Here is a 12,960-nt window from a genome sequence, read left to right as displayed (position 1 = left end):
GGGCTGCTTCGCAGCCCAGCGGGGACAAGCCCCTCACCACAAGAGCCCTGGCCACAGGTTTAAGGCCAGGCCGGGTTGCCCAGTCAGTTACGGCCCGCAGTCACGCCACCATCGACAGGCAACACCGTACCGGTAATCCACGAAGCCTCGCTCGACGCCAGGAACAGGATTGCCTGGGCAATATCCGCCGGCTGGCCATTACGGCCCAACGGGTGAAAGGCGTTGAACGTCGGCAGCACTGCCTTGACCTGGTTTTCGTCCATGAACGTGCCATACACCGGGGTTTCCACTACGGCCGGGGCCACGGTGTTGATCCGGATATTGGACGAGGCCAGCTCAATCGCAAGGTTGCGGGTCAGCGCATGCACCCCGGCGTTGGCCGCCGAGTACGCCGCCGACGGTGTAGCGCCAATGGCCTGGATCGCCCACAGGGAACCGGTCTGCACAATCGCACCGCCACCGCGTTGCAGCATGGCTTTTGCCGCAGCCTGGGCCATGAAGAATTTGCCTTTGAGGATGGTGTCGAGAAACCAGTCATATTCCGTGGCATCCACTTCAGGAACGGCTTGGGACGGAACACGCCCGCGTTGTTTACCAGGATATCCACCCCGCCGAACGCCTTCACCGCCTCGTCTACCAGGGCCTGGGCCGTGGCCGGGTTGGCGATGTCGCCGGCCAGTGCGCGAATCGAGGTGCCGCTTGGGTCGATTGTTTCAGCAACACGCTGCAGTTTGGCGGCGTCTCGACCGCCAATCACCACGTTGGCGCCCTCCTCCACAAAACGGCGTGCGACTTCTTTGCCGATACCCGAACCGCCACCGGTAACGATCACAACCTTGGAAGAAAATCTTTGCATGGCAAATAACCTCTGAGTGTAGGGTTTCCAGCGCCTGTTACTGTTATCGCCGGGTTGCCTGCTATTCTTGCGGCTTGGCGTAAGGCCAACAAACCAGATCTCTTTCGCCATCATTAAAGAAATTCTTTAGATGAACTCACTCGGATACCTCAACGCCCTGCGCGCGTTCGAAGCCGCGGCCCGGCATCAAAGCTTCTCTGCGGCAGCTGAAGAGCTGAACGTCACTTCAGCCGCCGTCGGCCAGCAAGTGCGCAGTTTGGAGGCGTGGCTCGGGGTGCCGTTATTCACCCGGGCCAGCAGCGGCAATACGCGGTTGCTGCTGACGGACGTGGCCCGGTCGGCGTTGCCGGATATCCGCGAGGGTTTTGATCGGTTGCGGGTGGGGTTGGCGCGGTTGAAGGAAGCCTCACAGAGCGCCGACCTGACCGTGACGGTCAGCCCGGCGTTTGCCGGCAAGTGGTTGTTGCCCAGGCTGGAGCGGTTTCAGCAGCTGCATCCGGAGATCGATGTACTGCTGAACACCAACCTCAAGACCCTGGATTTTCTCGCAGAGAGTATCGACATCGGCGTGCGCTATGGCGCCGGCAGCTGGCTCGGATTAACCGCGATCAAGTTGATGGACGAGGACCTGTTTCCCGTCTGCTCCCCCAACTATCCAGCCCTCGCTGACGGCACGCTCAGCCTGGAACAACTCGCGCAATGCACGCTGATCCATGACCTTTCCATGGCCGGAGACCCCGGCTTTCCCACCTGGCGAACCTGGCTGGATGCCATGGGGCAAACGGGTACGGATGCCAGCCACGGGTTGCGCATCAACAACTCGGCGGCCGTGGTGCAGGCGGCGATCGAAGGGCAAGGCATCGCGTTGGGCCGCAGCGTAATGGTGCACGACGACCTGGCTTCCGGGCGCCTGATCCGCCCGTTTGGCCAGGTCAAAAGCGCCGTGGCCCTCGCCTACTACGTGGTGTACCGGCCAGATTGCGGCGAGCTGGCGAAAGTGCAGGCGTTTCGTGACTGGTTACTGGCCCAGTAGGAGTTTAATCGTGCAACGCCTTGGCGGCGCCCAACAGCCCCTGGAACTTGTGATACCGCGCGTGCAGCACAGTTGCCTGCGCACTATCCGGGAAAAACCGGGCCTTCACCGGCATCCCCGCCCTCAGCAGTGCCGCGCCCTGCCCGTTCGCCACAAACCCCAGCTTCGCCGCCCCCATACACGCACCCAGTTCACTGCCGTGCAAGGTGTAGATCTCCCGCTCAAGAATATTGGCCAGCAACTGCGCCCAATATTCACTGCGCGCGCCACCGCCCACCAGTGCGCAGGGGCCCACCGTGGCTCCGGCTGACTGCACCGCATTCAGTGCATCCAGCAGCCCGAACCCGACCCCCTCCATCACCGCATAACCCAGCATCGCCGGCGTGCAGTCATGCCCCAGGTTCATGAAACCACCGCGCAGCAACGGGTCGTTATGGGGCGTACGTTCGCCCGCCAGGTACGGCAAGAACAACGGATTGGAAACCGCCACAGCCTGCCCGAGCGGCAACTCGGCCTGCACGCGATCCAGCAACGCCTGCTCATCGACAGCGCCCGTCAACCGTGTCACCCAGCGCAAGCAACTGGCTCCGGCCAGCATGGCGCCCATGGTGTACCAGCGATTGGGCAGTGCATGACAGAAGCTATGCACGGCACTCGCCGGATTGCCCGCCGCGTGGTCGGTGATGGCAACAATGGCCGCGCTGGTACCAAGGGTGATAAACGCATCCCCCGCATTCACCGCGCCGATGCCCACCGCCGCCACCGGGTTGTCCCCGCCACCGCCGGCAATCACCAGGCCCTCGGCCAGGCCCAGGCGCCGCGCTGCCGCAGCGTTCAAATGAGCACTGGCCGCCCCGCCTTCCACCAGCCTTGGCATTTGGGCCAATCGCAAACCCGTTGCACGCAGCATGGGCTCGAACCATTGCCGGTTGGCCACGTCCAGCCACAACGTGCCGGCACCGTCGGACACATCGCTCACACGCTCACCACTCAAGCGCAGGCGCAGGTAATCCTTCGGCGACAGTACGCAGTCAATTGCCTCGAATACATCGGGTTCGTGCTGCTGCAGCCACAGCAGTTTCGGAGCGGTGAGGCCGGCCATCGGCAAGCTGCCGGTGACCTCGGCAAACTCGCGGCCCAGGGCTTCGGCCTGGGCCATGGCGCGGGAGTCATCCCAGAGGATGGCCGGGTACAACACCCGGTCGTCATCCCCCAGCAATACGGCGCCGTGCATCTGCCCGGACAAGCCAATGCAGCTCACGCGGCCATAAGCCTGCGGCTGATCCGCGCGCAACTGGTCCAGGGCGCTGAGGCATGCGTGCCACCAATCCTCCGGCGCCTGCTCGGACCAGCCCGTGTGCCGGCGCGATATCGTCAGGCGCGCACCGGCATGGGCGAGGACGCTGCCGTGCTCGTCCATCAGGATCGCCTTGAGTTCCGAGGTGCCAAGATCAATGCCAAGGGAAACCGGGTTGTTCATATCAGGGGCAGCCGCATGAATTACGAATCTTCAGGGTGGGCGCAAGCCGCACGCTGTGTTTTTTACGCTTGGGCGACGCCATGCGCTCAAGCAGCAGGTTGACCGCACGGGCGCCGAGTTCCTGCACCGGTTGTGCGATCAGGGTCAGGCGCGGTACGAAGAAGTCCGCCCAGTCAAAATCATCAAAGCCCACCAGGGCCATTTGCCCGGGCACCTCGATACGCGCATCGCGCAAGGCATGCATTGCACCGAGGGTCATCAGGTTGTTGCCCGCCATGATTGCCGTGGGCGGTGTCTCCAGGGCCAGCAATTGCGTGGTGGCGTGGCGCGCCGGCTCACTGCTGGAGCCGCCATTGACCAGCAACTGTGGATCAAGCGGCAATCCAGCCGCCTGCAACGCAGCGTGATAACCGGCCACGCGCTCATCGGAAGTGCCCAGCCCCGCCCGCCCGGAAATAAAACCGATGCGCCGGTGGCCATGCTCGATCAAGTGCGTCACCAGGGCCTGGGTGGACAGCGTATTTTCCACCCCGACCTGATCGAAACGGTCGCTCATCATCCGGTCCACCAACACCGCCGGTACTTCATTGGCCTGCAAGTATTCCAGGGCCAGCGAACCGGTGGACGGCGCCAGCAGAATGCCGTCCACCCGCCGGTGGTGCAGCGCAGTAACCACGCGCAGTTCCTGCTCGGGATCGTCGTGGGTATCGACAAACAGCATCATGTAGCCGTGCTTGGCGCACTCGGTTTCAATCGCGTGCACCGTTTCACTGAAGTAATGGTTGGACAGCGCCGAGATCGCCACGCCAATCGTGTTAGTGGTGGACCTCGCCAGGGAGCGCGCCAGCGTATTGGGGATGTAGCCCAACTGGCTGATCGCGCTCTGCACCGCTTGCACCGTGTCCGGGCTGACCTTGCGGGTGCCGTTCAAGACGTGAGAAACCGTCGACGTCGACACCCCTGCAATTCTTGCCACATCCTCCATGGTTGCCACGGTACTCACTCCTGCGCGCGCTTAATGTTTGCTTGACCAGCCGCTGTAGGAACCGACGTTGTCGCGGGTGATCAGTTTTGGGGTCAGCAGGGTAACCGCTTCGGCGGGTTGTTTGTCATTGAGAATGTCATTGCCGACGTTGACCGCCGTCTGAGCCATGGCCCATGGGTCCTGGCTGGCGGAGGCCTGGATCAGGGTGTCAGTCTTCAAGGCATTCTCGATGTCCGGCGCACCGTCCACGGAGGTGATGATGATGCCGCTGCGTTTCAACTGCTTGGCGGCCAGGTCGCTGCCGATGGCCTGGGGATCGTTGATCGCAAACAGGCCGTCGATTTTCTGGAAGCGCGTCAGGTAGCCCTGCATCACGTTCAAGCCGCCTTCGCGCGAGCCTTTGCCGTCCTGGTCGTCCGACAGCACCTTGATATCCGGTGCGCTGGCCAGGGCCGCTTTACAGCCTTTGACGCGATCGGTCACCGCGGTCACTTGCGGACCGTTCTGGATAATCACGTTGCCCTTGCCCGAGAGCTTGTCGACGATGAACTGACAGGCGAGCTTGCCGGCTTCGACGTTGTCGGTCTGCACCGTGGCATTTACGCCCTTGGCGTCGACGTCCACCGCCACCACCACGATCCCGGCGTCACGGGCTTTCTTGATCGCCGAGGCCATGGCCGACGGGTCGACGGCGTTGAGCAGGATCAGGTCGACCTTGGACGAGATGAAGTTGTCGATCTGCGAGAACTGCTTGCTCAGGTCATAGTCGGCCGACACCGAGGTCACCTTGACCGCCGGGTTCAGCTCCTTGGCCCGGGCCGTGGCGCCATCGGCCAGGGTCACGAAATACGGGTTACCCAGGGAGCCCATGCTGATGCCGATGGCTTTCAGCTCACGGGCCTCTACGGCGTGGGACATCAACACGGCAACGCCCAGGGAGGCGACAACAGGAAACATGCGTTTGAAGTTCATGATGACTCTCTTGTGATTGTTGTTTGAGTGAAATCAGGTCCGTGCACGGGACTGGCGATAACGATCCAGCGCCACCGCGCCAATGATCACGATGCCCTTGATGATGTATTGCCAGATATCCGACACGCCCAGCAGCACCAGGCCGTTGGTCAATACCGCGATGATCAGCGCGCCAATCAGCGTGCCGCCAATGGTGCCGACGCCGCCGGTAAAACTGGTGCCGCCGAGAATCACCGCCGCGATGGCATCCAGTTCATAGGATTGCCCCAGTTGCAGGCCATTGGCGGCGAACAGGCGCGACGCGCTCATCACCGCGCCGAGACCGGCCAAAGCGCCGGACATGGCATAGACGAACAGCAGGACTTTCCACACCTTGATCCCCGACAGACGCGCCGCTTCCGGGTTGCCGCCCACGGAGTAGATCTGCACCCCCATCACCGTGCGCCGCAGGATGAACCACGACAGCGCGATCACGGCCACGGCGATGATCACCAGCCATGGCACACCGAGCACTGAATCGTTGCCGATAAAGGCGAACGGCAAGTCAGGGTTGAACACGGTTTTATCGTCGGCCAACAGGCGCGCCAAACCGCGCATGGCGGTCAGCGCACCCAGGGTGACGATAAACGGCGGCAGGCGCATGAAGGCGATCAGGCCGCCGTTGACCAGGCCGAGCAACAGCCCGAAGCCGATCCCGGCAGCAATCCCGAACATGCCGAATTGCGGCGACATCGAGGCTTGCAGCGCAACCACCGCCGAGGCGGCGAGAATCGCGCCTACCGACAGGTCGATGCCCGCCGTGAGGATCACAAAGGTCATGCCCGCCGCCAGCACCACGTTGACCGACGCCTGCTGGGTGATGATCGACAGGTTCTGCACGGTCATGAAGTTTTCGCTGGCCAGGGCAAAGCCCACCAGCAGCAACACCAGCACCGGCAACATGCCCACCGTGCGCATCAGTTCCCGAATACGCTCAGCCTTGCCGATCGTTGCCACAGTCATGGTGTTGCTCCCGCTCGTGTTTGAATTAGCCATGGGCCGGCACCTGCTCGCTGCCGGTGGCGAGGTCGATAATCGCCTCCTGGGAAATATCCAGCCCGGATGCCCCGCCCACTTCGGCCACCAGTTGCCCTTCGCGCATGATCAGCACGCGGTCGCAGGTGCCGATGATTTCCGGCAGCTCGCTGGAGATCACCACGATGCCCACGCCGGCCTTGGCCAGTTGATTGATGATGCGGTAGATCTCGGATTTGGAGCCGATGTCCACGCCCCGTGTAGGTTCGTCGAGGATCAGCACATGGGGCTTGACCTCCAGCAGCCGCGCCAACAGCACCTTCTGCTGGTTGCCGCCGGACAACGCCCCGACATTGACCTTGCCCGACGCCACGCGGATCGACAGCGACTTGATTGCATCACGTGCCCGCTGCGCACCGTGGCCACGGTCGAGCACGCCGCCGGCATGGGCATCCGGCACACAGGCGCACACGTTGATGTTGTCGGCCACGCTCATGTCGAGAAACAGGCCCTGGGCCTTGCGGTCTTCGGTGAGGTACACCACGCCGGCGCGAATCGCGTCCGCCGGGTTGCGCAGCTGGGTCACGGTCTTGCCGACCACCTCAAGGGTGCCGGAGGTACGTGGGTCGGCCGCAAATATCAGCCGCGCCAGTTCGGTACGGCCGGCGCCCACCAGCCCGGCGATGCCCAGCACTTCACCGGCGTGCAGGTCGAAGCTGCAGTGGCGCACGCGCTTGCCGTCGGCCATGTCACGTACGCGCATCACCACCTGGCCCGGGTCGTAGGCGGCATGTTCTTTCTTGTAGAAACCGGAAAGGTCGCGGCCCACCATCATCTTCACCAGCACCTCGGCCGACAGCACGTCCCGCGCCAGTTCGCCGACGTACTCGCCGTCCCGCAGCACCGAAACCCGGTCCGACAGCTCGTAGATTTCGGCCATTCGGTGGCTGATGTAGATGATCGCCAGGCCCTGGCTGCGCAGCTGTTTGATCAGCGCGAACAGACGGTCGGTCTCCCGGGATGAAAGCGGCGTGGTGGGTTCGTCCATCACCAGGATTTTCGCGTGGGCATGCAAGGCCCGGGCGATTTCCACCAGTTGGCGCTCGGCGATGGACAGGCTGGCGACGCGCGTGGTGGGCAGGAACTCCGCACCGAGCCGCGCCAGTACCTCGGCCACCCCGGCCTCCATGCCCTTGCGGTCGATGGTCCAGCCACGGCGCAGTTCACGGCCCAGGTAGATGTTCTCGGCCACCGTGAGGTTCGGGCACAGGCTGAGTTCCTGGTAGATCACGGCAATGCCGAGGGCTTTGGCGGAGGCAGGGTTGTAACTGGCGACGGGCTGGCCATCGATGCGGATGCTGCCGCCGTCATCGGCCTGGTAGGCACCGGAGAGGATCTTCATCAACGTCGATTTGCCGGCGCCGTTCTCACCCATCAAGGCGTGAATTTCACCGGGATAGACTTTCAGGCTGACGTTCTTGAGCACCCGCAGGCCATTGAAGGTCTTGCTGATGCCCTGCATTTCAAGCAAGGGGTCAAGGCTCATGACTGAGCTCCTGGTTTTATTATTTTTGTGTTCAAGCGTGTGCCGATGACAGCCATCGGCAGACCTGATTGCTGCCGACTCTAATCAGATACATTTGTTTACGCAAGCGCTTGCGTAGGCCTTTTATCGGTTGATTAAACGTTTCATCAGATGAAGAAACCTTCATTTGGTTAACGCCTGACCACTATCCGTAAATCAAATAGTGTGAATAAACAGATACGCCTTCTCCGTTCCCCGCCCACTCATGAATGATCCGCACAAACTTCCTCCCACCACCTGCAGGTCGCACCATGACTACCGTTAACCAAAACCTCACCTTGCTGTTTGGCCGTGCCTTGCTGGTCGCGCTGTTTCTTTTCAGCGGTATCGGCAAACTGATGGCACCGTCGGCCACCCTCACGTATATCGCGGCTTCCGGCGCGCCCTTCCCGTCCCTCGCCTACGGCATTGCGCTGGTGGTGGAGTTGGGATTGGCCACGGCGTTGCTGCTGGGCTATCGCGTGCGCCCGGTGGCGCTGTTGATGGCGGCCTTTACGTTGATGACGGCGTTGCTGTTCCACAATCACTTCGGTGACAAGGGCCAGTTGATCAACTTCCAGAAAAACCTGGCGATTTGCGGCGGGTTCCTGCAAATCGCGGTGTTTGGTGCGGGTAGCTTCAGCCTCGACCACCTGCGCTCACAGCGTGCGGTATTGAGCTGAATCTATTCATTTGAGGGCTGAAAGCTTCCGGGGGATGTTTTCAGCCATCAAATCGCTCAACGACTATGATCAGATCCGGGGTTATCTGTTCAGTCGACCTGTGCCGATGAAAAAGCTGGAGCGCTAGCTACTGGACGATTAGCTCCGGCGGTACATCCCCCTTGATATAAAAAACTTCTTTTTCATAGTTGAGAATTTCGTCGGTGGCTTTCAATAGTGTTGCCTTGGTGATCTTCCCTTCCCTCACCAACCTTTCACCATCCTTGAGAATAATGTCGGGAATTGTCCGAAATGCCTGTGGATCTCTTGTAGTGTCGATTGTATAAACTGGAGCTGATTTTCCGTCCTTAAGGTATTGCGTGGAGAAACTCTGTGCTTTTGCCTTGCTCGCACTGAAAGACATGACTTCTCCACCGCTTCCACCTTGTCGAGCCGTATGCTTGATAATAGCGGCCAAGTAGTCGTCCCCGGATAGCTCGGTTCCGGCAGCACGCCGAAGACCGCTATCTTTGCTTTCCGCTCCAGTATGGGCCCGGTATATTTTCTCCGGAATGGGGAAGTCCGCTTTCTTAATGTCGGCTACGGATCTTACTCTAGGGTAGGCACCAGGCGTTTCGTTACGCTGTTTAAGCAGACCCTCCATAAAGCCCTCGGGGCTGTTAGCATTCAGTGTGTTGTTATTTGGCTCTTTGGTTTTTCTTGGCCAGCCACCGCCTTTGACTCCTCTTTTTTGCCATACACCGGTTTCATCAGGCTTGGCGATAATACCAGAGCTCACTAGTTTAGAAGGATCATTGGGGTCTTCCACGCGCAATAGATAATGTTCGCCGTCACCGGCGTCGGGGGTGTCAGCGACATAATATTTCTTACTCCCGTTATACTCGATTTTAACCATTCCCGGATGCTCAGCACCTGTCGGCGGTAAAGCCGTAGTACGTTCAGGTTCTGACTTAGTGCTTGGTTTTTCTACAGGCTTATTCTCATCAAACGGGGATTTTTTTAAGCTGGATTTAACTTCAGATGATGGCGGCTGCAAATTTCTCCTTGCCTGACTGCCCGGTTTTAATGCCATCGCATCAGCCATGTCTCTTTTTTCTTCGTCGGTAAGTGGTTCATTTCTGAGTGCCTTGGCCGTAGGAGAGCCCAACACTCTGGCTTGCCCGTAGTAAGGAATAAAACCCTGGGCAGTTCCACCAACCATCGTCAAGTCTTTATCCATCGTTTCCTTGTCAACACCGAATAGTTTGCCAAACATATTATTTTTATTCAGGTCAAGGAGCAATGCAGTAAAGGGGTTATCCAGATAGCGCTCGACGGTATTGGCCGCATCCTTATTTATTCCTAAGCTCTGAAGTGCGTCACTTATTCCATACGCGGGATTTTCCAAATGATGAAGAAATTCCTGATAAAGCCCTTTTACATCGTTGGCGCCCACATTGTCCTGCGCGACACTGGTTATTTTGGCCCTGAACTGTCCGGCGGTAAGTGGAGAAAGCATCTCGGGACGATTCAGACCATTCTTCACAAAGTAAAAATTACCCTTGCGGTCTTCACCTTGAAAATTACCGTAGGCATCGTACTCGTAATACACCGTTTCACCACTTGGACGTTTGCCCGAAAAGAGGAGGCGTCCGTCTGCACCTTCTTTCTCCAGGCGCAGGTCAGTCAGGCCGTTAACAGGGGCTGGCGGAGCGCTATATGCATTATCCAGTCGAGAGAAAACATCATCGCCCTCATAGGCATAAGGCCCAACTACTGCGTTGACATCATTTTTTTCGAACTTTATCAAGCTGTCTTTTATCTGGCTGTGCAAGTGCGGCGGAAAGTGACTTAATAAAGTTTCCAGCTTATTCGGATCAGTGATGAGGTGTTTTAACCAATCATTCATCTCTTGGCCGTTTTTAAAACTAAAAAATGAATCGCCGTCATTCTGAGGCAAATACAGTAGGTGATTTGTGCCGTTCGGTGTAGGAGGAACACGCTCAATAAGTATGATGTTGTTGGCTTGAATACCATTAACGGCAAATGTCTTGACTTGCACTTTTTGGGTGTTGGGCTTGTCTGTAGTCAGCAACGCATCCACCAACTCTTTGGCTTCAGGGGTTAAACTTCCGTTGTTCATGTCCCTCACAATCGCTTCGACGTACTTTTCTTTTGTCGACGACAGGGTGTAGGTATCGTTGGATTGGTCCCAGTTTTTTTCTGATACTGCCACGGAGGAGCTGCCGGCGGGCGCGGCATTCGGGCCCAATGATCCCGATGGTCCGGGGATGTGATTTAAGGGATAGTTACCGGCGTTGATCAGCATGCTTAGTCGTCCGTTCAAGGGGGGGAATGAATGAATTCTCTTCATGAGGCGCAAGACCTCACCAGGTTATCCGTCATCCTTGCGTGGCCAGAGCGTAGGAATCTGTTCCTCCGAAGGCATTACTTTTTATGTCGCGTCGTTGATGGAGGCGACAGATAGAACCCAAATGAATTGATTCATGCTTTAAGGCACTCAAATGGATTTCATTCGGCGTGACTAATACCTGCTATTGTCAAAAGACCTCATCTCCTCCTCATCGCACCCGTGCGATCTTCTGTGAGCATGCTCTGCGGCACGGCCTTCGGCGGTGTCGGGCCTGAAGTTCACGGAATGCCCTGCGATGGAAAAACCTGCTCTCGACAACTCGCCCGAACCCCAATCCCGGGCCGAAAAAATCGTCGAATTCAAACGCCAGAAAACCCTGCTCAAGACCGGCGCCCTGCAAGACGCGATCTTCAACAGCGCCTACTTTTCCAGCATCGCCACCGACGAAAAAGGCGTGATCCAGATCTTCAACGTCGGCGCCGAACGCATGCTCGGGTATGCCGCCGCCGATGTGCTGAACCGCGTCACACCGGCCGACATCTCCGACCCCGCCGAACTGATCACCCGCGCCGCCGCCCTCAGCCTGGAACTGGACACGCCGATCACGCCGGGCTTTGAAGCCCTGGTGTTCAAGGCGTCCCGGGGCATCGAAGACATCTACGAGCTGACCTATATCCGCAAGGACAACAGTCGCCTGTCGGCGATGGTCTCGGTGACGGCCCTGCGCAATAAAAGCGACGCGATCATCGGCTATCTGCTGATCGGCACCGACAACACCGCGCGCAAGCAGGAAGAAGCCGAACGCAAAGGCTTTGAGCGCGCCCTGGAAGAAAAGAACCTGGAACTGGAACACGCCAGCCACATGAAGTCCGAGTTCCTGGCCACCATGTCCCACGAGCTGCGCACGCCGCTGAACGCCGTGATCGGTTTTTCCGAGGCGCTCAAGGACGGCCTGGTGGGCGACATGAGCGATATCCAGCGCGAATACATCGGCGACATCTTCACCAGTGGCCAGCACTTGCTGTCGCTGATCAACGACATCCTCGACTTGTCCAAGGTCGAGGCCGGGATGATGGACCTCGAGCTGGAAGCCGTGGAGTTGGCGGGCTTGTTGGCCAACAGCCTGCTGATCGTGCGGGAAAAGGCCGCCTTGCAACGCATCCAGTTGAAGCTTGAAAGCCCGGACGACTTCGGCACCCTTGAGCTGGACCTGCGCAAGACCAAGCAAATCATCTACAACCTGCTGGCCAATGCGGTGAAGTTCAGCGAGCACGGCGGCTCCGTGACCCTGTCGGTGCGTGAAGTGAGTCGCTTGCAAGTCGGGCAGATTCCCGGCGACTGGCCCACCCACGGCTTTGCCCTGCAGCCCAGTGCGCATCAACAGTTCCTGGAGCTGAGCGTCAGCGACAGCGGAATCGGGATCGCCCGCGACGACATGAGCAAGTTGTTCAAGGCCTTCAGCCAGATCGACAGCAGCCTGGCGCGCAAATTCGAAGGCACGGGCCTGGGCCTGGCGATGGTCAAGCAACTGACCGACCTGCACGGCGGCAGCGTCGCCGTGGCCAGCCGCGAAGGTGCCGGCGCCCGCTTTGTGGTGTGGCTGCCGCTGCACCGCGCCGCGGATACGGAGGCCCCATGGCCGAAATCCTGATCGTGGAAGACAACGAGGCGAATATGCGCCTCGCCCGCCTGCTGCTGGTGAACGCCGGCCACAGCGTGTTGTGGGCCGCCGATGCCGAGACCGGGCTGACCCTGGCCCGGGAAAAACAACCGGCGCTGATCCTGATGGACATTCAGTTGCCCGGCATGGATGGCCTGGCGGCCACGTCGTTGCTCAAGCAGGACCCGCACACTGCGCACATCCCGGTGATCGCCCTGACCGCCATGGCCATGAAGGAAGACCGCGATAAAACCCTGCGGGCCGGCTGCGACGCCTACATCATCAAGCCGCTGCGCTACAAAGAGCTGTACCAGGTGATCGACACGCTGCTGCAACAAAACATTACTCCTCTGACGTGAG

Annotated in this window: 10 protein-coding genes and 1 pseudogene; 4 read left to right on the top strand and 7 right to left on the bottom strand. The window is 59.5% G+C overall.

What is annotated here, in order from left to right; genetic code table 11:
- Positions 1-83 precede the first annotated feature (83 nt).
- Positions 84-856, bottom strand: a pseudogene (locus JFV30_RS12575) (SDR family NAD(P)-dependent oxidoreductase).
- 130 nt (positions 857-986) lie between these two features.
- On the opposite strand from JFV30_RS12575, the gene gcvA reads away from it, so the two are divergent.
- A complete protein-coding gene (gcvA, locus tag JFV30_RS12570; protein WP_201124053.1) occupies positions 987-1,889 on the top strand; it encodes a transcriptional regulator GcvA in 903 nt (300 codons plus the stop codon).
- Between the two features lie 4 nt (positions 1,890-1,893).
- Here the strand turns inward: gcvA and xylB are convergent, their stop codons facing one another.
- Genes xylB through JFV30_RS12545 form a run of 5 tightly spaced genes read right to left on the bottom strand, consistent with a single transcriptional unit; the run spans position 1,894 to position 7,886 of the window.
- Positions 1,894-3,369: a xylulokinase gene (xylB, locus tag JFV30_RS12565; RefSeq protein ID WP_201124051.1), complete on the bottom strand. Its 1,476-nt coding sequence runs from the start codon at positions 3,367-3,369 to the stop codon at positions 1,894-1,896.
- Between the two features lies 1 nt (position 3,370).
- On the bottom strand, positions 3,371-4,363 hold the full coding sequence (locus JFV30_RS12560; protein ID WP_201124049.1) for a substrate-binding domain-containing protein: 993 nt from the start codon (positions 4,361-4,363) through the stop codon (positions 3,371-3,373).
- 21 nt (positions 4,364-4,384) lie between these two features.
- Complete coding sequence (locus tag JFV30_RS12555) at positions 4,385-5,326, bottom strand: ABC transporter substrate-binding protein (protein ID WP_010170799.1); 942 nt, start codon at positions 5,324-5,326, stop codon at positions 4,385-4,387.
- Positions 5,327-5,359: 33 nt separating this feature from the next.
- A complete protein-coding gene (locus JFV30_RS12550; protein ID WP_201124047.1) occupies positions 5,360-6,328 on the bottom strand; it encodes an ABC transporter permease subunit in 969 nt (322 codons plus the stop codon).
- Positions 6,329-6,353: 25 nt separating this feature from the next.
- Positions 6,354-7,886, bottom strand: coding sequence for a sugar ABC transporter ATP-binding protein (locus JFV30_RS12545; RefSeq protein ID WP_201124045.1), 1,533 nt, complete (start codon positions 7,884-7,886; stop codon positions 6,354-6,356).
- A gap of 290 nt (positions 7,887-8,176) precedes the next feature.
- On the opposite strand from JFV30_RS12545, the gene JFV30_RS12540 reads away from it, so the two are divergent.
- Positions 8,177-8,587: a DoxX family protein gene (locus tag JFV30_RS12540; RefSeq protein ID WP_201124042.1), complete on the top strand. Its 411-nt coding sequence runs from the start codon at positions 8,177-8,179 to the stop codon at positions 8,585-8,587.
- A 127-nt stretch (positions 8,588-8,714) separates the two neighbouring features.
- Here JFV30_RS12540 and JFV30_RS12535 read toward each other — a convergent pair whose 3' ends face one another.
- Positions 8,715-10,895 carry a dermonecrotic toxin domain-containing protein gene (locus JFV30_RS12535; RefSeq protein ID WP_201124040.1) on the bottom strand — a complete coding sequence of 727 codons (2,181 nt, stop codon included), beginning with the start codon at positions 10,893-10,895 and terminating at the stop codon, positions 8,715-8,717.
- A 340-nt stretch (positions 10,896-11,235) separates the two neighbouring features.
- Here JFV30_RS12535 and JFV30_RS12530 point away from each other — a divergent pair, with 340 nt between their 5' ends.
- Positions 11,236-12,591 carry a sensor histidine kinase gene (locus JFV30_RS12530; RefSeq protein WP_169388370.1) on the top strand — a complete coding sequence of 452 codons (1,356 nt, stop codon included), beginning with the start codon at positions 11,236-11,238 and terminating at the stop codon, positions 12,589-12,591.
- Positions 12,576-12,959, top strand: a complete 384-nt coding sequence (locus tag JFV30_RS12525; protein ID WP_010170795.1) for a response regulator — start codon at positions 12,576-12,578, stop codon at positions 12,957-12,959. The genes JFV30_RS12530 and JFV30_RS12525 overlap by 16 nt, the downstream gene beginning before the upstream one ends.
- Position 12,960 lies beyond the last annotated feature (1 nt).

This window comes from Pseudomonas sp. TH32 (assembly GCF_016650855.1).
Classification (GTDB): domain Bacteria; phylum Pseudomonadota; class Gammaproteobacteria; order Pseudomonadales; family Pseudomonadaceae; genus Aquipseudomonas.
The sequence above is the reverse complement of the archived record's forward strand: the minus strand, read 5'-3'. Positions and strand labels throughout refer to the sequence as shown.

Coding starts and splice junctions, on each gene's coding strand:
- JFV30_RS12555 (WP_010170799.1), bottom strand. CDS start 5,326: ATGAACTTCAAACGCATGTTTCCTGTTGTCGCCTCCCTGGGCGTTGCC.
- gcvA (WP_201124053.1), top strand. CDS start 987: ATGAACTCACTCGGATACCTCAACGCCCTGCGCGCGTTCGAAGCCGCG.
- JFV30_RS12540 (WP_201124042.1), top strand. CDS start 8,177: ATGACTACCGTTAACCAAAACCTCACCTTGCTGTTTGGCCGTGCCTTG.
- xylB (WP_201124051.1), bottom strand. CDS start 3,369: ATGAACAACCCGGTTTCCCTTGGCATTGATCTTGGCACCTCGGAACTC.
- JFV30_RS12530 (WP_169388370.1), top strand. CDS start 11,236: ATGGAAAAACCTGCTCTCGACAACTCGCCCGAACCCCAATCCCGGGCC.
- JFV30_RS12550 (WP_201124047.1), bottom strand. CDS start 6,328: ATGACTGTGGCAACGATCGGCAAGGCTGAGCGTATTCGGGAACTGATG.
- JFV30_RS12535 (WP_201124040.1), bottom strand. CDS start 10,895: ATGCTGATCAACGCCGGTAACTATCCCTTAAATCACATCCCCGGACCA.
- JFV30_RS12545 (WP_201124045.1), bottom strand. CDS start 7,886: ATGAGCCTTGACCCCTTGCTTGAAATGCAGGGCATCAGCAAGACCTTC.
- JFV30_RS12525 (WP_010170795.1), top strand. CDS start 12,576: ATGGCCGAAATCCTGATCGTGGAAGACAACGAGGCGAATATGCGCCTC.